19 protein-coding genes and 1 pseudogene are annotated in these 20,384 nt (G+C 71.4%); 7 read left to right on the top strand and 13 right to left on the bottom strand.

Translation table 11 applies throughout. The features are described 5' to 3' along the window. Nucleotides 1–104: 104 nt before the first annotated feature. Entirely contained in the window at nucleotides 105–962 is an 858-nt protein-coding gene (locus tag OIC96_RS03805; RefSeq protein ID WP_330309303.1) for a pentapeptide repeat-containing protein, read from the top strand. Here OIC96_RS03805 and OIC96_RS03800 read toward each other — a convergent pair. Then, on the bottom strand, nucleotides 924–2,414 hold the full coding sequence (locus tag OIC96_RS03800; protein ID WP_330309304.1) for a cytochrome P450: 1,491 nt from the start codon (nucleotides 2,412–2,414) through the stop codon (nucleotides 924–926). The two genes, OIC96_RS03805 and OIC96_RS03800, sit on opposite strands and share 39 nt — an antisense overlap. 108 nt (nucleotides 2,415–2,522) lie before the next feature. Between OIC96_RS03800 and OIC96_RS03795 the strand changes: the two genes are divergently transcribed. Further along, complete coding sequence (locus tag OIC96_RS03795) at nucleotides 2,523–3,131, top strand: TetR/AcrR family transcriptional regulator (RefSeq protein WP_327433992.1); 609 nt, start codon at nucleotides 2,523–2,525, stop codon at nucleotides 3,129–3,131. 117 nt (nucleotides 3,132–3,248) lie between these two features. Then, a complete protein-coding gene (locus tag OIC96_RS03790) occupies nucleotides 3,249–3,974 on the top strand; it encodes a DUF2470 domain-containing protein (RefSeq protein ID WP_330309305.1) in 726 nt (241 codons plus the stop codon). On the opposite strand, the gene OIC96_RS03785 is transcribed toward OIC96_RS03790, so the two are convergent. From OIC96_RS03785 to OIC96_RS03775, 3 genes are all read right to left on the bottom strand, one after another. Further along, nucleotides 3,942–5,174, bottom strand: a complete 1,233-nt coding sequence (locus OIC96_RS03785) for a lactonase family protein (RefSeq protein ID WP_330309306.1) — start codon at nucleotides 5,172–5,174, stop codon at nucleotides 3,942–3,944. The genes OIC96_RS03790 and OIC96_RS03785 overlap by 33 nt on opposite strands. A 124-nt stretch (nucleotides 5,175–5,298) precedes the next feature. Next, on the bottom strand, nucleotides 5,299–6,357 hold the full coding sequence (locus OIC96_RS03780) for a hypothetical protein (protein WP_330309307.1): 1,059 nt from the start codon (nucleotides 6,355–6,357) through the stop codon (nucleotides 5,299–5,301). Between the two features lie 109 nt (nucleotides 6,358–6,466). Continuing rightward, the gene (locus OIC96_RS03775) at nucleotides 6,467–7,729 is read right to left on the bottom strand and encodes an FUSC family protein (protein ID WP_330309308.1); all 1,263 of its coding nucleotides are present in this window, start codon (nucleotides 7,727–7,729) and stop codon (nucleotides 6,467–6,469) included. A 117-nt stretch (nucleotides 7,730–7,846) separates the two neighbouring features. On the opposite strand from OIC96_RS03775, the gene OIC96_RS03770 reads away from it, so the two are divergent. Then, on the top strand, nucleotides 7,847–8,443 hold the full coding sequence (locus tag OIC96_RS03770) for a TIGR03086 family metal-binding protein (protein WP_330309309.1): 597 nt from the start codon (nucleotides 7,847–7,849) through the stop codon (nucleotides 8,441–8,443). A gap of 305 nt (nucleotides 8,444–8,748) precedes the next feature. Here OIC96_RS03770 and OIC96_RS03765 read toward each other — a convergent pair whose 3' ends face one another. After that, nucleotides 8,749–9,363, bottom strand: coding sequence for a CGNR zinc finger domain-containing protein (locus OIC96_RS03765; protein WP_330309310.1), 615 nt, complete (start codon nucleotides 9,361–9,363; stop codon nucleotides 8,749–8,751). Between the two features lie 123 nt (nucleotides 9,364–9,486). Here OIC96_RS03765 and OIC96_RS03760 point away from each other — a divergent pair, with 123 nt between their 5' ends. Continuing rightward, the gene (locus tag OIC96_RS03760) at nucleotides 9,487–10,485 is read left to right on the top strand and encodes a quinone oxidoreductase family protein (protein ID WP_330309311.1); all 999 of its coding nucleotides are present in this window, start codon (nucleotides 9,487–9,489) and stop codon (nucleotides 10,483–10,485) included. A 20-nt stretch (nucleotides 10,486–10,505) separates the two neighbouring features. Here OIC96_RS03760 and OIC96_RS03755 read toward each other — a convergent pair whose 3' ends face one another. The 5 genes from OIC96_RS03755 to OIC96_RS03735 form a co-directional block, all read right to left on the bottom strand. Beyond that, a complete protein-coding gene (locus OIC96_RS03755) occupies nucleotides 10,506–11,093 on the bottom strand; it encodes a TetR/AcrR family transcriptional regulator (protein ID WP_330309312.1) in 588 nt (195 codons plus the stop codon). A gap of 121 nt (nucleotides 11,094–11,214) precedes the next feature. After that, a complete protein-coding gene (locus OIC96_RS03750; RefSeq protein WP_330309313.1) occupies nucleotides 11,215–11,679 on the bottom strand; it encodes a hypothetical protein in 465 nt (154 codons plus the stop codon). Continuing rightward, on the bottom strand, nucleotides 11,672–13,081 hold the full coding sequence (locus tag OIC96_RS03745) for an APC family permease (RefSeq protein ID WP_330309314.1): 1,410 nt from the start codon (nucleotides 13,079–13,081) through the stop codon (nucleotides 11,672–11,674). Before OIC96_RS03745 ends, OIC96_RS03750 begins: the two co-directional genes overlap by 8 nt. Continuing rightward, nucleotides 13,074–15,014, bottom strand: coding sequence for a primary-amine oxidase (locus tag OIC96_RS03740; RefSeq protein ID WP_330309315.1), 1,941 nt, complete (start codon nucleotides 15,012–15,014; stop codon nucleotides 13,074–13,076). The genes OIC96_RS03745 and OIC96_RS03740 overlap by 8 nt, the downstream gene beginning before the upstream one ends. Before the next feature lie 134 nt (nucleotides 15,015–15,148). Continuing rightward, nucleotides 15,149–15,643 (bottom strand): FBP domain-containing protein, encoded by a 495-nt coding sequence (locus tag OIC96_RS03735; protein ID WP_330309316.1) that lies wholly within the window; start codon nucleotides 15,641–15,643, stop codon nucleotides 15,149–15,151. Nucleotides 15,644–15,738: 95 nt separating this feature from the next. Between OIC96_RS03735 and OIC96_RS03730 the strand changes: the two genes are divergently transcribed. Continuing rightward, nucleotides 15,739–16,692: a DUF3626 domain-containing protein gene (locus OIC96_RS03730; RefSeq protein WP_330309317.1), complete on the top strand. Its 954-nt coding sequence runs from the start codon at nucleotides 15,739–15,741 to the stop codon at nucleotides 16,690–16,692. Here the strand turns inward: OIC96_RS03730 and OIC96_RS03725 are convergent. Beyond that, nucleotides 16,632–16,823, bottom strand: a pseudogene (locus OIC96_RS03725) (diguanylate cyclase); the annotation flags it as partial. The gene OIC96_RS03730 and the pseudogene OIC96_RS03725 overlap by 61 nt on opposite strands. A gap of 264 nt (nucleotides 16,824–17,087) precedes the next feature. Here OIC96_RS03725 and OIC96_RS03715 point away from each other — a divergent pair. Continuing rightward, nucleotides 17,088–18,038, top strand: coding sequence for a phosphotransferase family protein (locus OIC96_RS03715; protein WP_330309319.1), 951 nt, complete (start codon nucleotides 17,088–17,090; stop codon nucleotides 18,036–18,038). A gap of 99 nt (nucleotides 18,039–18,137) precedes the next feature. Here the strand turns inward: OIC96_RS03715 and OIC96_RS03710 are convergent, their stop codons facing one another. Beyond that, entirely contained in the window at nucleotides 18,138–19,496 is a 1,359-nt protein-coding gene (locus OIC96_RS03710) for a GH1 family beta-glucosidase (protein ID WP_330309320.1), read from the bottom strand. A gap of 29 nt (nucleotides 19,497–19,525) precedes the next feature. Next, nucleotides 19,526–20,365: a carbohydrate ABC transporter permease gene (locus tag OIC96_RS03705; protein WP_327435335.1), complete on the bottom strand. Its 840-nt coding sequence runs from the start codon at nucleotides 20,363–20,365 to the stop codon at nucleotides 19,526–19,528. Between the last annotated feature and the right edge of the window lie 19 nt (nucleotides 20,366–20,384).

The following is a 20,384-nucleotide window of genomic DNA, read 5'->3' as shown; positions in this document are numbered from 1 at the left end:
ACCACCGTCAGGCATGCGGAGAGGCTACCGATCTCCTCGGTAATGGTCCAGACCATGACATCGAGCCTGTTCAGGGCACCCTCCGGGCTCAGTACGCTGGGGGCATGCATGAAGACAGCGGAACAGTCCAGGACGACCGACGCCTCGAACTGCGGGCCGACTGCGGTGAGTGCTTCGGGCTGTGCTGCGTCGCGCTCCCCTTCGCCCGCTCCGCGGACTTCGCCATCGACAAGGACGCCGGAAAGCCCTGCCCCAACCTGAAGACCGACTCCCGCTGCGGCATCCACACCCAGCTGCGCGACAAGGGCTTCACGGGCTGCACGGTGTACGACTGCTTCGGCGCAGGGCAGAAGGTCTCCCAGGTCACCTTCGGCGGCAAGGACTGGCGCTCGGGTTCGAAGGAACGCGCCCGGCAGATGTTCGACGTGTTCCCCGTCGTACGCCAGCTCCACGAACTGCTCTGGTACCTCAACGAGGCGCTGACCCTCCCCGCCGCCGGCCCCGTGCACGCCGACGTCCGCCGCGCGCTCGACAAGACGGAGCGGCTCACCCGCCAAACCCCCGAAGAGCTCGGAGAGTTGGACGTGGGCGCACACCGGCAGGACGTCAATGTGCTGCTGCTGCGGACCAGTGAACTCGTACGGGCGGGAGCCGGTCGGGGGAAGAAGGGCCGCCCCAAGGACCGCCGGGGAGCCGACCTGATGGGCGCCCGTCTCAAGGGAGCCGATCTGCGGGGAGCCAACCTGCGCGGCGCCTACCTCATCGCGGCCGACCTGACCGGCGCCGATCTGCGCGGCGCGGACCTGATCGGCGCGGACCTGCGGGACACCGACCTCACGGACGCCGATCTGACCGGTGCGTTCTTCCTGACCCAGCCCCAGCTGAACGCGGCCCGCGGCAGCGTCGGCACCAGGCTCCCGGAGTCAGTCACCCGCCCGGGCCACTGGTCGGCCCAGGGCTGAGGAGTCCCGCTCGGCGGGCACCCGGCGTTCCAGGTGCAGGCGCAGCCCCTCCGGCATCAGTGTCAGCCGTTCGGCCACGCGCAGCCGGTACTCCGGGTCGGCCCGCAGCTCGTAGCGGCGCAGCAGCAGCCCGAGAACCAGCGTCGCCTCGTGCAGCGCGAACTGGCGGCCGATACAGGCCCGCGCCCCGGTGCCCCACGGCTTGAAGGTGTGCGCGGGCCGGGCCCGTACCGACTGGGCGTCGAAGCGGTCCGGGTCGAACTTCTCGGCGTCGGCGCCCCACACCTCCGGATCCCGGTGCAGCAGTGGCGTCAGGACCAGCGCCCACGCGCCCTGCCGCATCGGGTGGACGCCGCCCAGCACCGTGTCCTGGCGGGCCTCGCGCGCGAAGGCCGGCGCCGTCGGCCACAGGCGCAGCGACTCGTCGAGGACCCGGCGGACGTAGCGCAGCTTGGCGATCTGGTCGTAGCCGGGCCGGTCGGTGTCGCCCCAGACGCGGTCGACCTCGGCCCGGGCGCGCGCGGCGATGTCCGGGTGCCGGGACAGGTAGTGCAGGGCGAAGGAGAGCGCGCCCGAGGTGGTCTCGTGGCCCGCGATGAGGAAGGTGATGACCTGACGGCGGACGTTCTCCGGCGCCAGACGCTCCCCGGTCTCCGGATGAGCGGTCTCCAGCATCCGGTCGAGCAAGTCCCCTTCCCCGCTTGAGGTTTGGCGTGCCGCCACCACCGCGTCGACCGTGCGGTTGAGGAACGCCATGTCCGCCTCGTTGCGGCGGAAGGCGCCGCGCAGCAGCAGCGGGGCCAGCGGCGCGGGGACGGCATTGAGGCGCTGCGCGTACGTCAGGGTGCCGACCATCGCGTTCACGAAGGGATGCGGCCTGGAGCGCTCGAAGGAACCGAAGTCATGGCCGAAGCCGGTCCGGGCGATCGTCTCCAGTGTCAGCTTCGTCATGTCGCCGGGCACGTCCACGTCGCGCCCCGCCGCCTGCTCCCGGTCCCAGCGGTCCGTCAGCCGCTCGGCCACGGCCAGCATCATCGGGTGATAGCCCTCCATGGCCTCACGGCTGAAGCCGGGCGCCAGGACGTCGTGGGCCAGCTGCCAGTTGGGCTCGTGGTTGTACGCCGTGAACAGGCCGTCGCCGGCCACCGGGCGGAGGTTGGCGACCCCGAGGCCCACGTGCTTGGCGAACCGCGACTCGTCCGCCAGCTCGGCCGCGAGGTCCGCGCCCCAGACGAAGACGATCTCCTTGCCGAAGGCCTTGCGCCGGAAGACCGGTCCGAGCCGGCGGCCGAAGCGCATCGAGTCCTGGAGCGGCGTACGGACGTTGACGCCGAGTACGTCGCCGGCCAGGGGGACGCGGCGCGGCGGATGCGGAATGCGGTGCAGCTCCGGCCAGCCCAGTTCCGCGCTGCGGAACCCCTTGGGCAGCGCGGTCCCCGTCGTCTCCGTCATGACGCCATCTCCCTTGTGCCCGGGGCGGATTGAGTCTGTTGTACGTGGGTTCAATAATGGAAACCAGTCTGGTCCCGTTGTTGAACCGACGTCAAGTAAAGTGCGGGCATGGCCGGGAAACAGGGGGAGCGCGCGCGTCGTCGGCTCAGTACCGAGGAGCGCCGGGAGCAGCTCCTGTCGGTCGGGGCCTGTCTGTTCTCGGAGAGCCCGTACGACGAGGTGTGGATCGAGCAGGTAGCGGAGATCGCCGGAGTCTCGCGTGGGCTGCTGTACCACTATTTTCCCACGAAACGGGACTTCTTCGCGGCCGTCGTCGAGCGCGAGAGCGGGCGGATGCTGCGAATGACGGCGGCCGTGCCCGGAATCCCGGTGCGCGAGCAGCTCGGTGCGGGTCTCGACACCTTCCTCGGATACGTCGAGGAGCACGCGCACGGCTTCCGTGCCTTCCACCGTGCCGACGCGGCGGGCGACCAGGCCGTACGCAAGGTCTACCGGCAGGCGCTGGCCGCACAGGAGCGGCAGATCCTGGAGGCGCTCGCCGCGGACCCCGAGCTCGGCTGGGCGCCCGAGGACCGCCCCGAACTCCGGATCGCGGTCCGGGGGTGGCTGGCCTTCACCACGGCCGTGTGCCTGGAGTGGCTCAGGGGGGCGGAGCTGACCCGGGAGCAGGTGCGCGAGCTGTGCGCGCGGGCACTGCTGGGCGCGATCACGCCCTGAGTCAACATTCATCCCGCCCGGTCGCATCCTGAACAGAGTGCTCACAGCTGGCGAGGCGTGGTTGGCGTACACCCGGATCTTCGATAGGTTAGGCAAGCCTTACCTAAGGAGGAACTGATGGGTGACCGTCACACCTGGACGGCCGCGCCTTCCGCGGCGGAACGCGCCCGCTCGGTACTCGCCGCGGCATGGTCCTGCGCGGTGACCGCCGAAGGCGGCCGGGAGGAGTTCGTCGGCGCGCACACCGTCGCCGTGGACGGCCGGGTGCTCCTGCATGTGCCGGAGGACAGCGCACTGCTCGCCGCCGCGATCTGCGCGCCGCGCGGCGAGCCGTCCGCCGTCCTCGAGTTCGCCGATGTCGCGCCGGTTCCGGTACGCAACCGGATCCGCGCCCGCCTGTGGCTCGCCGGCTGGTTCATCCCCGAGGACGGTCACCTGGCGTTCCGGCCGACCCGCGCGGTGCTGCGCCGGCCGTCCGGAACGGTCGTGCTCGACCTGGACGAGTTCGCCGACGCGGAGCCCGACCCCCTCGCCCTCGCCGAGGCCCAGCTGCTCACCCATCTCGCCGACGCCCACCCGGACGCCATCGAGCGGCTCACCCGCCTCGTCGAACCGGACAGCCTGCACGGCGCGGTGCGCGTCCAGCCGCTCGCCGTCGACCGCCACGGACTCACGCTGCGGATCGAACGGGCGCGCGGCAACGGCGACGTACGCCTGCCCTTCCACGCGCCCGCCGACGATGTCGCCTCGCTCACGGAACGCATGCACGTCCTGCTGACGCAGGCGAGCGCCGCGTCCTGTCCCCGCGCGCTACAGCGGCAGCGCACAGACGGCGACCGGTGAGGCGAACGGCTCGCCCGCGAGCCGGAGTTCGCCGCTCCCGCCGTCGACGTGGAAGACGCTGACGGTGCTCGACCTCTGGTTCGCCGCGAACAGCAGCCGTTCGTCCGGTGAGAACGCGATGTGGCGCGGGAAGTCGCCGCCGGCCGGAACCGTGTCCAGGAGCCTCAGGCGGGCCCCGTCCGCCTCGATCGCGTAGCGCGTCAGACTGTTGTGGCCGCGGTTGGCGAGATAGGCGTACGACCCGTTCGACGTCACCAGGATCTGCGCCGGGTAACTCGTGCCCTCACCCGTGCCCGTGGACTGCGGGTCGCCCGGGGTGAGCCTGCCGGTGGCCCGGTCGTAGGCGCAGACCACCACCGTGTTGTCGACCTCGTTGGCGAGATAGGCGTGGCGGCCGCCGGGGTGGAACGTGAGATGGCGCGGGCCCGCGCCCGGCCGTGTGTGCGCCTGGGAGACCTCGGTGAGCGTGCCCTTCGACTGGTTCAGCCGGTAGCTGTAGACGGTGTCGGTGCCCAGGTCGACGGCGAGTACATGGCCGCCGTCGGGGCTGGTGACGAACTGGTGGGCGTGCGGGCCCTGTTGACCCGGGCCGGGCGCCGGAGTGGAGTGCGTGACCAGGTCGGTGCGCTCGCCGAGCGCGCCCGAGGCGTCGATGGGGTGCACCGCGACACTGCCCGAGGTGTAGTTCGCGCTCAGCAGCCAGTTCCCGCTCGGATGCACCGACAGATGACAGGGGCCCGCGCCGCCGGTGCCGCGTGTGCCGAGCACCTTGTTCTTGGCGAGCCGTACGGCCGTCACGCCGCCCTCGTCCCGCTCATTGACGGTGTACAGCGTGCGGCCGTCCGGATGCGTCGCGAGATACGACGGGTTGCCGACGCCCGTGATGGTGCCGGTGCCGGTGATCAGGCCCGTCGTGGGGTCGTAGGTGGCGAGGCCGATCCCGGTGCCGCCGCCGTCGACCGAGGTGTAGGTGCCGAGGTACAGCGGGCGGGGGCCGGAGCGATGAGTGGGGGACGGGGAGGCGCCGGTGCCCGGCGCTGTGGGTGTCGCGGGTGTCGTCGGAGCCGCCGCGGGGTCCGCCTCGGGCGCGGCCGGTGCCGGGACCGTCGTCACGGCGGCGGCTCCCGCCAGCGCGCCCACGAAGCGGCGCCTGGTCCAGCCGCCGCCCGCGCCTCGCGCCGGTTCTGCACCACTGCTCATGCCTGCACCTCGGGTGTCGGTTGCCTCAGCTGTGACAGCCACCTTGGCGTGAGAGACCCGTGAAGTGCAAGACCGGCAACGGCCGTTGCATTCTGTGCAACGGCCGTCCTTGTCTCTTCCTCGCTTACCAGTCACCGTCCTCGACCGGCTTGCCCGGCGCGTCCTTGAGCGGCTTCACCTGGTGGGGCGCGGGCTGCTGCCAGGGCTCGTGGTCGTCGCCGAGCCAGTCGCCGACCGGCTGCACCGAGCCCAGCGTGTTCGTGGGGGCCAGGTCGGTGGCGTCCTGGTCGTAGTAGTCGAACCAGGGGAGCCCGGCCCGGGTGTAGGCCGCGCGGTCCACCGGGGACGGCGGGGGAGCCTCTCCGGTGATGCGACGCCACTCCGGAGGCGTCACGAGATGGACGAACACGCGCCCGGCCGGCTCCTTGGCCCACGACTTCAGCGGCCGGTCGTCCCGGTAGACCTCCTGGCGCATCGAACCGCCGACGCCGAGGCCCATCGCCGGAGCGCTCCGTGGACGTCCCGCCGCTCCGCCCACGGGAGGCGGAGCGGCACCCGGTGCGGCCGGCGCGGCCATGGGGAACGCGGCGCCGTAGCCGCCCGCCGCCAGGGTCGGCTCCCTGCGCTCCTCGGCCCTGCGGCGCTCCGCCTCGCGCCACGCGGCCAGCTCCCGGTCGTTGAGCGGGAACGACTGCAGCTGTACGCCGCCCCACACCTCCTCGCCGGTGACCTGACCCTCGACGGTGGCGCCCAGACCGAGAGGCACCGCCACGAACTGGCGGACGGTCCCCTTCCCGGAGTTGATGCCGTCTAGCCACGGCTGGCGGGGCAGCACCACATAGTTCTGCGGTTTCCTGGTGAGACGAGAACTCCACGGCTCGCCCGAGACCGCGCACACCTTGCCTACGCCGACCTGCAAGGCGGCCGGCTCCGACGTCCCGCCGAAACTCAGCCACATGGCCTCGCGCAGATACACCGGCAGCATCACACCGCCGCGCGCCCGCCACTCGGCGGGCACCGTGTCCGCGTAGTCCTCGACGCGCCGTATCGGGAACTCACCGAGCCCCGGAGGCAGCGCGTGCGTGCCCGTCTCGGGCAGCCGCAAGGTCCGTATGAACCGGACCCGCACCCCGCCCGGCAGCCGCAGGGTGTTCCCGTCGATCCGCACGGTGTCCTCGGTCATCCGCCCGACCCCTCGTCGTATCGCTCGGCCGACGTCGTGCCGCCTCCACGCCGTCGGACGAGTCTCGATCCCCGACGTCATACGGCTCCGGCGATGTCGTACCGCTTCCTTACCTAGAACGTCGAGAGGCGGCGGGGCGGTTCCGCTTCCGGCGCAGTCGCCGTGGGACGCGCAGGTGTCGCCGCAGGCGCGTGAGGTGCGGCCGGCGTTCGCGCTCCTCGCGGGTGCAGCGGTCCAGCTCTTCCAGGAGCCGCCGGGTGCGGTGCTCCGTGTCGAGCTCGTCGAGGATGCGGTTGACCTCCGTCAGGACGGCGCCGTGCAGCTGCCACTGACGGGCGTCCCGCTGGACCTCTTCGAGGAACAGCTGGGCCAGCTTGTCGCGGGTGGCGGCCGCCGTGGTGAGTTCCGCGCTGAGCCGCTCCTCGGCCGAGGCGGCGCTCTGGCTCACATCGGTGGTCACCAGGACGGCGAAGCTGACGATGGCGTCGGCGACCTCGGACAGCAGCTGTTCCAGGGCGGCCCCGGCCTGCGGCTCGAACAGCGGCTGGGGTTCGCGCTCCTTGGCGAGATCGGTGAGGCTGCGCGAGAGGACGCGCAGGACCACGGTGCAGATCTCCAGCGTGTCGAGCCCGGTGCGCAGCACCACCCGGTGCAGCAGTCCCTCGCGCACGCGCGGGTTGAGCTTCAGGCTGTCCTCGGCCTGCCGCAGCGCCGCGTCCACCTCGACGATGTCGTGGTCGAGGCGGCGCGCCTCGTGCAGCCGCTCGGCCGCCAGCTCGAAGGGGGTACGGCCGGCGGCCTCCTCGCCGACGCGCAGCATCAACTGGCGCATCCGGCGCGCCAGGTCCTCGATGGACTCACCGGCCTCCTCCACCCACACCGGCGGCGCGAGCACCAGATTGAAGGCGAAGCCCACGAGCGCCCCGATCAGCGTCTCCAGCACCCGCGCCCACGCGGTGTCGCCCACTCTGGTGACGCCGAGGACCAGCATGGCGCTGATCGCCACCTCGGGCACGAACTCGCTGACCCGTACGAGATGTCCCACGGCCAGCGAGGCGACGATGATCAGGGCCAGGCTCCACCAGGTCAGCCCCACGAGGCTGCTGAAAACGATGGCGATGACGACGCCGGCCACCACGGAGTTCACCCGCCGGATTCCGGTGGTGATCGTGGCGTAGACCGTGACCTGCACGACCAGCAGCGCGGTCAGTGGCGCCGTGAGCGGCGCGGGCTCGGGGCTGAGGTGCAGCGCGACGACGTACGCGATGGTCGCGGCGGCCGCCGACCGCAACGTCTGGACGACCACGGGCTCCCGGCGCCGCTCCACGAACCGGGCGACGGACGCCGCCCACTCACCACGTACCTCTTGCATCCTTGGGCTTTTCCCGTTCCACAGCCGTACCGAACGTTTTCATTGCGGACCGTATCTGTCCGCGAGTCGGCCTAGTTTGTTCTCATCAGGCGGAAGGCACAAGGAGGGGACCAGGGGATGAGCAAGGTCGAGGGCGTCGAACTGCTGAGGCGGGCACACACCTGCCTGCGCGAGGTGGTCGCGGCCGTACCGGAGGGGGCATGGGGTTCACCGACGCCGTGCAGTGAGTGGACGGTACGCCAGGTCCTCAACCACGCGCGACTCGATCAGCAGGCGTACGGCGCCGCGATCACCGGCGCGGGATGGCCCGACTCGGACCCCTTCCACCCCGCCGACGCGCTGGACGCCGACGCGCGGGCGGCGCTCGCCAAGGTGCTGCGGGACGTCGCCGACACCTACGCGCAACTGCCCGCCCGCGCCGAGGAGGTGGCGACCCCGCTGGGCCCGCTGCCGCTGCGTCTCGCCGCCGCCGCGGGCGCCATGGACGCGGCGGTGCACGCCTGGGACATCGCCGTCGCGACAGGCCAGGACGCGCCGCTGGACGAGGAGCTGGCCGAGGGCATCTGGGCCGCGGCGGAGCGGCTCGCCGATCATCTCCGGGACTCGTTCGGGGTGTTCGCCGCGGCGCGCGAGGTGTCCGAGGGGCAGAGCCGGGCCGAGGCGCTGCTCGCCTTCCTCGGCCGGGACCCGCACTGGACGCCCGCGGCGTCCTGACGTACTCCCGTCGGGGCTGAGGAACGCCGGCGGGGGAAACCCGCCTGATGAAGCCGGCCGGGGAAAGCAGGCTCTGGAAAGCAGGCTCTGGAAAGCGGGCTCGGGAAAAGTGCAGGGCCGCCCGCGAGGCTTTCTCCCGCCCCCATACGGACGCCTGCCGGATGGTCCGCGGGAGCCCCGCACGGGACCCTCGGATCATCAAATGGCACCGGCCCGCATCCGCTTTGGCCCTGCTCATCTGCCTCGGCACGCCCCTGGCCGGGAGGATCCGCGCTCGGCCGCAGCCACGACATCCTCATCCGCCCTCACCGGGTCGAGGCGGCGCGGCTGCGGGACCGGTAACCGGCCACCTTCGCGAGGTTGCCGCAGCGGTCCATGGAGCACCAGCGGCGGCGGCGGGCCTGGGAGTCGTCCAGGAAGAGCAGCGAGCAGCCGGGGTTCTCGCACTCCTTGACCCTGGCCAGCAGGGGACTGGCGACCAGGAGAACGGCATCCCGGGCCACGGTCGCCAGGGCCGCCGGGGCGGGATCTGCGGCCTTCCACCGCAGGGGCGACCGCGGGCCGTCGTCCCCCTCGCCGAGCTGGGGAGCGAGGTCGGGACGGGCGGCCGCTTCGTTGACCTGAGCGACATCGGCCGGGTCCGGGGCGGCCGAGTCCATCGCGGTGCGTACGAGGCGGTAGAGGGCCTCGCGCAGGGTGCGGGCGTACGCCAGATCGCCCTCGGTGACCCGCGCCGGCGCGTCGTCGGCCCCGGCTCGCAGGTCCGCCTCGGCGATCCAGCGGGCGAGGGCGCCGGTGTCGGGGAGCCGCTCGAAGGGGGTGTCGCCGTGGCGTCTGCCGAGCGTGGCGACGAAGTTCAGGCACGGGCGGCCGCCGATGAAGGGGAACGCCGACATCGGGTCGGGGGCGGGACTGGTCATGACCCGAGCTTAGCGCTTGACACTGGTTCATGGGGTGTCGCATGGTGACACCAGTTGAACCGGTGTCACCGCTCCCGGGTGGGGAGCGGTATCCGGCGTCGCCATGAGAGAGCGGGTAGGGAAATGCGTGCGGTGCGGATCGATGAGTTCGGCGGGCCCGAGGTGCTGGTGCCGGTGGAGGTGCCCGACCCCGTCGCCGGGCCCGGCCAGGTGCTGGTGAAGGTCGTGGCGGCGGGCGTGAACCGGGCGGACGCGCTGGTCCGCGCCGGGCTCTACCACCGGGCCGGACGGCCGCCGCTGATCCCCGGCGTCGAGGCGGCCGGCATCGTCGCCGCGGTGGGGGAGGGCGTGACCGGCCTCCGCGTCGGGCAACGGGTCATGGCCCTGGACGGCGTCAACGCCCCCGGTTTCTATGCCGAGTTCGCCGTCGTACCGGCCACGCAGGTGACCGTCCTGCCGGACGGCGTGGAACTGACGGAGGCCGCGGCCCTGCCCGTCGCCTGGCTCTCCGCCTGGTACTGCCTGCGCCACCTGGCCAAGGTGACCAAGGACGACACCGTGGTGGTGAAGGCCGCCGCGAGCGGGGTCGGCAGCGCGGCGGTGCAGATCGCCGCCGAGACCGGCGCCCGGGTCATCGCGGTCGCCGGTTCACCGGAGAAGACCGCCTGGGCCGCGGAACTGGGCGCCCACGTCACCCTCGACACCTCCGCGCACCCCGACGACGCCGAGGTCGACGAGGTGCTCCGGCTGACCGAGGGGCGCGGCGCGGACGTCGTGCTCGACACCGTCGGTGGCCGCGCCTTCGGGCGAAGCCTGCGCGAGATCGGGCACGGCGGGCGGGTGGTGGCCCTCGCCAATGTCGCGCTGGAGCCGAGCACGATCGACACCCGCGACTTCTACCCCAAGAACGTGGCCGTCCTCGGCTTCCAGCTCACCAATCTGCAGATCCACGGCTACGACCCCCGCGAGGATCTGCGGGAGTTGGCCGATCGGGTCGCGGCCGGCACCTACCGCGTACCGGTGGAGACCGTGCTGCCGCTGGACCGGGCGCGCGCGGCCCACGAGCGCCTGGAGCGGCGCGACAACCGGGGCAAGATCGTGCTCGCCGTCGGGGAGAACTGACACCACCGGGGACGCGAGGCTCAGGCGAGCGTGCCGAGGAGCCCTTCGAGGACCGCTTCCTGCCGCCGGGCTCCGGTGGTGTGCGGAGCGAGCAGGGCGTTGATCTGGAACCCCATGAGGGTCGCCAGCAGGGTGTCGATGACGGGTTCGTCCGGTGTCGTCGCGGTGACCTCTCCGGCCTCGCGGGCCTGCCGCAAGTAGGTCCGCATCTGGTCGCGCCAGAGGCTCATGGCCTGCTCGTGCACGTCGGCCATCCGCTGGTCGTGCAGTGCGCGGTCCCAGAAGGCGATGACCACCCGGGCCTCCAGGAGCCGGACCTCGTCGAGGGGCATGATCTCCAGACAGAGCCTGCGCAGGGCGGTCAGACCGCTCGCGTCCCCGATGGCCTGCTCGGCACGCGTGTTGGTGCTCTCGAACGCGTACTGGAACGCGGCCTGGAGGATCTCGTCCTTGTTGCGGAAGTACGGCGCCAGCGCGCCGTTGGAGTACCCGGCCTCGGCGGCCAGGTCCCGCATGGTGACGGCGTCCAGGCCGCGGCGTGCGATCAGGGCCCACACGGCTTCGACGATCTGCCGACGTCGTACGTCATGGTCGACGATCTTCGGCATCCGTGTGTCGCCCCTCGTCCCGGTTCTCGTCCTCGGCCGCTGCGAGCCTGGCCTTCGTCCAACTCGACCTTAGCCAAGACCGCGACCACGCCCGCGACCACGTCCGTGCCCTCGCCCGTGGTCAGCCGAGCATCCCGGCCATGCCCGCGATCATCAGCAGGCCGCCGGTCTCGCCGAGCAGCGGGGTGCGGCCGGGCGGCGCGGGAACGTCACGCCAGATCCGTGTGAACAGCATGGCCCCGGCCCGGGCGACGGCCCAGCACGCGAGGAAGAACAGGGGCAGCGGCCAGGAACCGTCGCCGTGCGCGTGCGGCCCGTGGGACGGCACCATCGCCGCCGTCAGTACGGCCATCACGGCGAGGTCGACGCTCCGGGCGGCGCACCCGCCGCGGGCGCTCCACGCGCAGGCCGAGGCGGTGGCGGCACAGGCGAACAGCAGCTCACGCACGTCCGCTCCCGGGGCCGTCGCCGTCATCGCGGCGAGCGCGACCGCGTGCGGACCCCACCGCCGTACCGGACCGGGCAGGTGACCGGCCAGGCACAGGGCGGCGCCCGCCAGACCGGTCACCCACAGCAGTTCACGCACGACGGCGCACCGCGGACAGCGCGCCCGCCGCGAAGGCGAGCACGACCAGCGCCTCGAAGGCGTGCGCCAGCCAGGCCGAACCTCCGATCAGTGTGGTGAAGTTGGCCAGCACCAGCCACAGGACGACCGCCAGGCCGACGACGCCGAGCACCGGCGCGACCCGGGTGTGCCACGGCCGGGGGTCCACGCCGGTGCGGGCGAAGTAGGCCACGACGGCGACGCCCACCAGGATCATCAGGACCAGGATCCCGAGCGTGGCCAGCCCGCTCATCCAGGTGAAGAGGTCGAGGACGGGGTCGGCACCGGCGAGTGTGAACACACCGACGATCACCACCGCCGAGACGGTCTGGGCCAGCGAACCGGTGTGCGGCGAACCGTGCCGGGCATGGCTGCGGGCGAGCACCGAGGGGGCGCTGCCCTGGCGGCCCAGCGAGAACAGATAGCGGGCGATGGCGTTGTGGAAGGCGAGCAGCGCGGCGAACAGGCTGGTGAGCAGGAGGACTTCCATGAGGTCGGAGGCCGCCGGGCCGACGTACTGCTCCGCGATCGCGAAGACGAGCCCCGAGGTGTTCTTGCCCGCCGCCTCCTGCACCGTGTCGCTGCCGACGGCCAGCACCACCGCCCAACTGGAGAGGGCGTAGAACACCCCGATCAGGATCACCGCGAGGTAAGTGGCCTTCGGGACGCTGCGCTTGGGGTCGCGGGCCTCCTCGCCGTAGATCGCGGTCGCCTCGAATCCGATGAAGGAGGCGACGGCGAACATCACGCCGATGCCGGGCGATCCGGTGGTGAAGGCATCCGGGGTGAAGGAGGTGAGGTCGATGCCGTCGGCGCCGCCCTGGACCAGTACGGCGACCGCGACCACCGCGACGATGCCGACCTCCAGGATCAGCAGTACCGACAGCAGCTTCGTGCCGACGTCGATGTTGCGGTACCCGAGCAGTGCGACACAGCCGAGGAGCAGCCCGCTCCACAGCCACCAGGGCAGGTCGGGGCCGTGGTACTTCACGACCAGGCCGTCGAGTGTGGTGCCCGCGAGGCCGTAGACGCCCGCCTGGACGGCGCTGTAGGCGAGGAGGGCCAGCCCCGCCGCTCCGGTGCCGGTGACCCTGCCGAGTCCGGCGGTGACGTACGAGTAGAAGGCGCCGGCGTCCACGACGTGCCGGCTCATCGCCGCGTAACCGACGCTGAAGAGCAGCAGCACGACCGCGACGACCAGATAGGCGGCAGGCACGCCGGGGCCGTTGCCGATGGCGAGCATCACCGGCAGCGCGCCGCCGATCGCGGTGAGCGGGGCGGCCGCGGCGACCACCAGGAAGACGATCCCGGCGACCCCGACCGAGCCGCGCAGCCCGGACGCGGGTGCGGTGCCGGCCTCGACGACCTCTGTCTGTTCACTCATGGCAGCTCCCGGTGGAACAGGCGGTGTGGGCTGAGGCGTTGGGCGGCACGTCGAGGGTGGGGTTGCGGTCGAAGAAGCCGACCGGCTTGAGCTTGAAGCCGGTGTAGTCGACCGGCATGATCGGCCAGTCCTCCGGGCGCGGTGCGTGGGTGAGGCCGAAGGTGTGCCAGACGACGATGTCCTGGCCGTCGATGTCACGGTCGGCGGCGGTGTAGGCGGGCAGCCCGGCTCCGCCCGGGTGCTGGTTGACGAAGTCCCCGGCCGGGTAGCGCTCGGCGGGGTCGTAGCGGGTGACCCACAGGTGCCTGGTGGCGAACGCGGCGCGCGCGGCCACGGACGACGCCGGGTCGGCGAGCAGGGCGGGCTTGCCCTCGGGGAACAGCGCGTAGCCGACCGGATGGCCGAGTCGGTTGAGCTCGGTGGGGTTGGAGATGTGCCAGACCCGGTCCACGGAGGCATCCGCGCTGCGCTGGGCCTCGCTCTCCCTGGTCAGCGGCGTACGGCGCAGGCTGAAGGCGTTGCCGCGCGGGTTGTCCGGGCCGATGGGCACGCGAGCGGCGTCGACTTCCTCGACCCGGTTGACGGTCCCGTCGAGCGTCATGTCGAGCCGTGCGCAGAACAGGTGCTGGTGGTAAGGGGCGCCGAGACCCGGCGCGATCTCGGTGGCGTACGGGTAGTCGCCGCCCGGGTGCGCGGAGGTGAAGACGACGCCGGTGGCCTTGGCCTCGAACTCGATGGTGCCGTCGAGGTAGAGGTACCAGTAGAAGCCATAGTCGTAGTTGCCGACGGTGGTGAAGAAGGAGAGCACCATACGGCGCTGGCGGCGCGTCTCGGTGGAGCCCGCCCACAGGTCGGTGTGCTTCCAGAGGATGCCGTAGTCCTCCTCGTGCAGACAGATTGCGTTGGTGAGCGTCCGCGGAGCACCGGATTCGTCGGCGATGACGGCGTCGACGTAGGTGATGTCGCCGAGACAGTCGCAGCCCAGCTCAAGGGAGTTGGCGTAGCGGCCGATCAAGTACTCACCGGTGTCGAAGTAGTTCTGCCAGGACCGTACGGGGGAGGGGTCGGCGTACGGGACGACCATCTCGGCGATGGAGGCGCGGTGGATGAGCGGTCGCTCGCATCCCTTGTCCCGGTCGTCGAAGGCGATCTGATGGAGGATCAGGCCCTCGCGAGCGTCGAAGCCGATGCGCAGCGACCAGTTCTCCCAGCGCAGGAGATGGCCGTCGAGGGTGAAGCTGGGGCCCTCGGGCTGGGTGATCTCCAGGGGCTTCTGGGTGGTGCGGAGCGGACCGGTGACGGCCGGGTCGTCGAAGTTGCCGGACTCGGTGGGTATCGGGACGGGGCCGAGGTCGACGACCTGGTCGACGGTGCGGCCGATGACATCGACGTAGGCGACGAGGCCGTCGACGGGGTGGGCCCAGGCGTGGTCCTTCTCGTGCTCCTGGACGAAGGCGAGCCCGCGCAGGATGCGGCGCCCGGACTCCCGCGGATACTCGTCGCCGTACACACCGGCGGACAGCGGCGCGACCCGGACCCGGGCCACGTCCAGGTCCCGGGCCCGCAGGGCGGCGAGCCACCGTTCGTCCTTGGCGAGGATCTCCTCGACGAGCCCGAACTCCTCGTCCAGTACCGGGAGTTGTCCATCGGCGACGGGGTCCAGGAAGCGGTCGCGGTGCACCGACGCGCGGGACAGCGACACGATCACATCATGGGCCGGTGCTCCGTCCGTGTCCTGGAGCAGGACCCGAGCGCGACGGTCGACCGGTGCGTCCGGTGTGCGGCCGAGCAGATCCTGCTTGGCCGGTTCCTCCAGGCCGAGGTAGGCGAACCGGGTCGTGTCCGTCAGGAGGCCCGCCGCGAGGAGGACGTCGCGTGTGGCGGAGATTTCCTCGGGGGTCAGCGGGTCGAGCGGGTGGGGCGGAGTGCTCATGAAGTCTCCAGGGGAGCGGTGCGATGTTTTTCTTCTACGTACGTAGAGAAAAAATGCGCCACTCATGTTTCCCTCGGGCTCGCGCCCCAGTTTCCCCATGGTTAACAAGTCGCCCGTCACCTCCGCATGGCGACTCAGGTCATGAGCTTCTCCAGGAACGCGGAGAGATTGCGCACCGTGCGGGCGATCTGCTCCTCCACGGTGAGGGTTTCCTCGAAGCGGCTCCCTGGCTGGGGGACCTTCTTGCCGCGTACGTACAAGGAGCAGTCGAGGTCGGCGCAGATGTAGACGCCGACCGAGTTGCCCTCGCGGCCGGCCGCGCCCGCCTTGCGTGCCGTCATCAGCGAGACGCCGTCGCCCGGGTGGGTCGTCAGGCACAGCGAGCACATGCTGCGGCGCAGGAAGCCGCGTTGGGAGGAGGGGAGGCGCAGGGTGATGCCGACGAGGGCGTCGTCCCGCTCGGTGACGACATAGCTGCGGTCGGGGGCTCCGGGGTCCCGCCAGCCCAGGAAGTCGAGGTCGTCCCAGGGGAGTTCGTCGAGATCGCGGGGTATCGCGAGCCGCTTGCCCTCTCCCTTGGAGCAGTTGATGAAGGAGTTGCGGATGTCCTGCTCGGTGAGTGATCTCATGGGGGAGTCCTCCTGGGGGGCGGTGCGCTGACTTCGGCAAAACCTAGGGGTACTAGGTTTTGTCCGAAGCTACCTAGCCTCATGGGAGCGGTCCAATGGATTTCGAGAGGGTCGGTACGTCGCCGTGTCATGGTGGCGCGGCGGGGAGCCGCGGCACGCCGGGGAACAGCTGCCGCACACCGCAGGAGCAGGCTCTGCGTCACGTCGCGGCCCACTCGCGCGGCCCCGCGCTGGACCCGGCGCTGCGGGTGACCCTCAACTTCCACCCGGACCGGCTCGTGCACGGGCTGCCGATCCTGGAGGCTCTGGCCCAGGACGGCACGTACCGCTCGCAGTTCGTCACGGGCACCAGCAACGGCGGGCTGACCGCGCATCCCGGCGGCGACCGCTGGCGCTGGGAGAGCCGGATCTTCGGCACGGCGTACGACTACGCGCCCGCGCACGAGCGCCCCGTGTACGGCGGGCTGAACTTCCGCCGCCAACTGGTCGGCGCGTCACCCCGGTTCGGCTCCTCGCACTTCCGGATGACCGGCGAGGCGCTGCGGCGAGCCACCTTCTGCTACCCCGACAGCGCGGCCGAGCCCTCCGCGTTCGGGGTCGCGGCCGGCATGTCGCTCATCGAGCTGGCCGAGGCGGACGAGCAGGACGCCCTCAACGACTACATCGAGGCGCAGGTGCACGGACAGGTCGTCCTGGCCCTGGACATGGAGGCCCTGGTCCTCGACGCGTCGTACCGCGGCACTCCCGTCGAGGCCGCGGCCCTGCGGCTGCCGTGCCCGGTCGAGTGGCATCCCGGATACCGGCTCTCCGTCGAGGAGTTGCGCCGCCACCCCGACTTCCGGGGGCCGGAGTTCGTCGAACTGGGCGCCAGTATCGCCGTGGACGGTTACCTCGACCCACGGATCATCGGGCACGCGGCACGCACGGGACGCTACGAACCGCAGGACCTGAAGATGGTGTGGCACTGCCTCGCCCGCTTCGGTGCTCCTCAGGGCGCGGGAACGGCCGTGGGCGGCCACACCCCGGGAGCCAGTACCCCCAACGCGTAGGCGCGGGCGACCAGTTCGTACGGGTGGCCGCTCCCCAGCGCTCGGACAGGCGCCGAAGGTGGTAGGTGACACCGTCCACGGTCAGGCCCGTCCCCCGGGCGGCCCGCGGCCGTGGTCGCGCCGGCGCGCAACTGGCCCCGGCTGCCTGCTACTTCGGCCGCGACGCCCCGGACAGGGACATCCTGCACGCCGACGAACTCCGCGCCGCCGAGGCCGCCGGTGCGGTCTCCCCGCGGCCGGCCTTCAGTGCGGCCCCGGCCGACGGCGTGGCGTTCGCGCTGAGCGACCTGATCGCGTCGGGCCGTCACGTCGAGGACGTGTACGCAGCCGGACAAGCCGTGTCCGTCTGTGGGCCCACGTGGCAGAGTGGGCCCACAGACGACTAGGGGGCTGTGGTGGACGGCTGGGAGCGGGCGCGGCAGGTTCTCGACATGGCGGGTCTGCCGTCCGGCGGTCTCGCCGACCGCCGTGCCCTGACGGGCGGGACGTACAACGAGGTCGAGGAGCTGCGACTCACCGACGGCACCCGGTACGTACTGAAAGTCCCTCCGTCGGCCACCACTCCCGGCCTGACGCACGAACAGGAACTCCTCGTCTCCGAGGCCGAGTTCTACCGGGGCGCGGCTACGGTCGGCGTACAGGCGCCCCGGGTTGTCGGAGACCGCTTCGACGGCCATCTGCTGATGACGCACTGCGCCGGCGCGCCCTGGGGCGACCTGCCGCCAGGTGAACAGGCCGCCCTGCGCGAGGAGTTGGGCCGCCTGGTGGCCCGCCTTCACCACGTGACCGGTCCCGGCTTCGGCTACCCCTCCGGTGCCCTCGGCCCCCTCGCCCCCGACTGGCGCACCGCCTTCACCGCCATGTACGACGCCGTCCTGGACGACGCCCGCCGCTACCGCGCCTGGCTGCCCCGCCCCGTGGACGAGGTGGCCCGCACGGCGAAGACCGCGTACGACGCGCTGGACGAGGTCGCCGTGCCCCGCCTCGTCCACTTCGACCTGTGGCAGGGCAACATCCTGGTCGAGCGGACGGAGGCGGGACCCCGGATCGGTGGTCTGATCGACGGCGAGCGCATGTTCTGGGGCGACCCCCTGGCCGACTTCGTCTCGCTGGCCCTGCTCGGCGACATCAGGCAGGACGAGGATTTCCTGACCGGCTATCAAGAGGAGCGCGGCCAAGTCGAGTTCGACGCCCCGGCCCGGCAACGCCTCGCCCTCTACCGCAGCTACCTCTACCTGATCATGCTCGTCGAGACCGTGCCCCGCGCACCAGGCGACGAACACGTCGCCTGGAGACGCGAGGCGGTGGCCCCGGAACTCGTCGCGGCCCTGGACGAGATCGCCTAGGGCAAGGCGTGCGGGCGCCCCCTGGGAGACCCGCGCCAAGGATCCGCATGAGATGACCCGGGGGATGGAGTCCCGCGAGGGGCCGTCCGCCGGCCGGTGTCAGGCCGCGTTGCGCCCCCTCCCGCCATGCGCCCGGATGATGTCCGCGTACCGGTGCCCGCTGCCCTTCACCGTGCGCTTCTGTGTCTTGTAGTCGACGTGCACGAGCCCGAAGCGCTTGTCGTAGCCGTACGCCCACTCGAAGTTGTCGAGCAGCGACCAGGCGAAGTAGCCGGCGAGCGGAACGCCCTTGCGGACGGCTGATGTGCAGGCGGCGAGGTGCTGTTCGAGGTACGCGGTGCGCTCGGGGTCGTCGACGGTTCCGTCGGGGCGTACGACGTCGGGATAGGCGGAGCCGTTCTCCGTGACGTAGATCCTGCGGGCGCCGTAGTCGTCCGTCAGGCGGAGCAGCAGGCGCTCGATGCCGGCGGCGTCGACTTCCCAGTCCATGCCGGTGCGGGGCACTCCGAGACGGCGGACCGTACGCACGCGCGGGGCCGGTCCGCTGGGGTCGTCGGCGACGGTGGACGGGAAGTAGTAGTTGAGGCCCAGCCAGTCCAGCGGCGCGGCCATGGTCTCCAAGTCGCCGGGAAGCTCCGGGAGTTCGACCCCGTACACCTCGCGCATGTCTGCCGGGAAGCCGCGGCCGTGGACCGGGTCCAGCCACCAGCGGTTGGTGTGACCGTCCATTCGGAGGGCGGCCGCGATGTCCTCGGGGCGGTCGGTGGCGGCCTCGACGCTGGCCAGGTTGTTGACGATGCCGACCTGGGCGTTCGGGACCGCCGAACGGATCGCCTGCACCGCCAGACCGTGGCCGAGGAGGAGGTGGTACGAGGCGCGGACCGCGGCCGTGAGATCCGCCAGACCGGGAGCCATCCGCCCTTCGAGGTGTCCGATCCACGCCGAGCACAGCGGCTCGTTGAGCGTGGTCCAGTGCTGGACACGGTCGCCCAGCCGGTCGGCGACGACCGCCGCGTACGAGGCGAAGTGGTGAGCGGTGTCGCGTACCGGCCAGCCGCCCCGGTCCTGGAGCACCTGCGGCAGGTCCCAGTGGTAGAGGGTGACCGAGGGGGTGATGCCCGCCTCCAGGAGGGCGTCGATCAGGCCGTCGTAGAAATCGAGCCCCTTCGCGTTGACCGGGCCGTCGCCGCCCGGCATCACGCGCGGCCAGGCGATCGACAACCGGTAGGCGTTGGTGCCGAGTTGACGCATCAGTGCGATGTCCTCGCGCCAGCGGTGGTAGTGGTCGCAGGCGAGGTCCCCGTCGTCGCCGTTGTCGATCTTGCCGGGGGTGTGCGAGAAGGTGTCCCAGATGGAGGGGGAGCGGCCGTCCTCGGCGACGGCGCCCTCGATCTGGTAGGCCGACGTGGCCGTGCCCCACAGGAAGTCCTCGGGGAGTGCGGCAAGGTCGATGGTCACGGAAGTCCTTTCGTTCTGGGAGGAGTTGGTCACTTGACGGCTCCGGCAGTGAGCCCGGCGACGAGATAGCGCTGGAGCAGCAGGAACCCGGCGACCACGGGCACGCTGACGACGAGCGAGGCGGCCATGATCTGGTTCCAGTACACGTCGTTGAGCGTGGAGTAGCCCTGGAGCCCGACGGCGAGCGTGCGCGTGGTGTCGTTGGTCATCACCGACGCGAACAGCACCTCGCCCCAGGCGGTCATGAAGGCGTAGACGGCGACCGCGACGATGCCCGGAACCGCGGCGGGCACGACCACACGGAACAGGGCCCCGAGCGGCCCGCAGCCGTCGACCAGCGCCGCCTCGTCCAGGTCGCGCGGCACCGAGTCGAAGTACCCGATCAGCATCCAGATCGAGAACGGCAGGGAGAAGGTGAGATACGTGAGGATCAGGCCGCCGCGCGAACCGAACAGGGCGATGCCGGTGGCGTTGCCGATGTTGACGTAGAGGAGGAACAGCGGGAGCAGGAAGAGGATGCCGGGGAACATCTGCGTCGACAGCACGGTGACCGTGAAGACGCGCTTGCCGCGGAAGGAGTAGCGGCTGACCGCGTACGCCGCGAAGACCGCGATCACGACGGAACAGACCGTCGCCGCGCCCGCCACGATCAGCGAGTTCACGAAATACCTCGCCAGCGGGACCGTCGACCAGATGTCGATGTACGGGCGGAACGTGAGCCCGCTCGGCAGCCAGCGGAACTTCCCCGACACGTCCGCGAGCGGCTTCAGGGAGCTGGAGACCATCACGTAGACGGGCACCAGGACGAACCCGGTGAGCAGGGTGAGGAAGATCCGCCGGGACCAGAGGAAGGACCGCGGTGGCGCCATCGGGGAGCGGCGGCTCGTC

The sequence above is a fragment of the Streptomyces sp. NBC_00775 genome, assembly GCF_036347135.1.
Lineage (GTDB): Bacteria > Actinomycetota > Actinomycetes > Streptomycetales > Streptomycetaceae > Streptomyces > Streptomyces lutosisoli.
Note: the sequence above shows the minus strand (reverse complement) of the source record. Positions and strands in the feature narration are given on the sequence as shown.

Coding starts and splice junctions, on each gene's coding strand:
- OIC96_RS03780 (WP_330309307.1), bottom strand. CDS start 6,357: ATGACCGAGGACACCGTGCGGATCGACGGGAACACCCTGCGGCTGCCG.
- OIC96_RS03800 (WP_330309304.1), bottom strand. CDS start 2,414: ATGACGGAGACGACGGGGACCGCGCTGCCCAAGGGGTTCCGCAGCGCG.
- OIC96_RS03735 (WP_330309316.1), bottom strand. CDS start 15,643: ATGAGATCACTCACCGAGCAGGACATCCGCAACTCCTTCATCAACTGC.
- OIC96_RS03745 (WP_330309314.1), bottom strand. CDS start 13,081: ATGAGTGAACAGACAGAGGTCGTCGAGGCCGGCACCGCACCCGCGTCC.
- OIC96_RS03805 (WP_330309303.1), top strand. CDS start 105: ATGCATGAAGACAGCGGAACAGTCCAGGACGACCGACGCCTCGAACTG.
- OIC96_RS03730 (WP_330309317.1), top strand. CDS start 15,739: ATGGATTTCGAGAGGGTCGGTACGTCGCCGTGTCATGGTGGCGCGGCG.
- OIC96_RS03770 (WP_330309309.1), top strand. CDS start 7,847: ATGAGCAAGGTCGAGGGCGTCGAACTGCTGAGGCGGGCACACACCTGC.
- OIC96_RS03775 (WP_330309308.1), bottom strand. CDS start 7,729: ATGCAAGAGGTACGTGGTGAGTGGGCGGCGTCCGTCGCCCGGTTCGTG.
- OIC96_RS03760 (WP_330309311.1), top strand. CDS start 9,487: ATGCGTGCGGTGCGGATCGATGAGTTCGGCGGGCCCGAGGTGCTGGTG.
- OIC96_RS03785 (WP_330309306.1), bottom strand. CDS start 5,174: ATGAGCAGTGGTGCAGAACCGGCGCGAGGCGCGGGCGGCGGCTGGACC.
- OIC96_RS03765 (WP_330309310.1), bottom strand. CDS start 9,363: ATGACCAGTCCCGCCCCCGACCCGATGTCGGCGTTCCCCTTCATCGGC.
- OIC96_RS03790 (WP_330309305.1), top strand. CDS start 3,249: ATGGGTGACCGTCACACCTGGACGGCCGCGCCTTCCGCGGCGGAACGC.
- OIC96_RS03755 (WP_330309312.1), bottom strand. CDS start 11,093: ATGCCGAAGATCGTCGACCATGACGTACGACGTCGGCAGATCGTCGAA.
- OIC96_RS03705 (WP_327435335.1), bottom strand. CDS start 20,365: ATGGCGCCACCGCGGTCCTTCCTCTGGTCCCGGCGGATCTTCCTCACC.
- OIC96_RS03740 (WP_330309315.1), bottom strand. CDS start 15,014: ATGAGCACTCCGCCCCACCCGCTCGACCCGCTGACCCCCGAGGAAATC.
- OIC96_RS03795 (WP_327433992.1), top strand. CDS start 2,523: ATGGCCGGGAAACAGGGGGAGCGCGCGCGTCGTCGGCTCAGTACCGAG.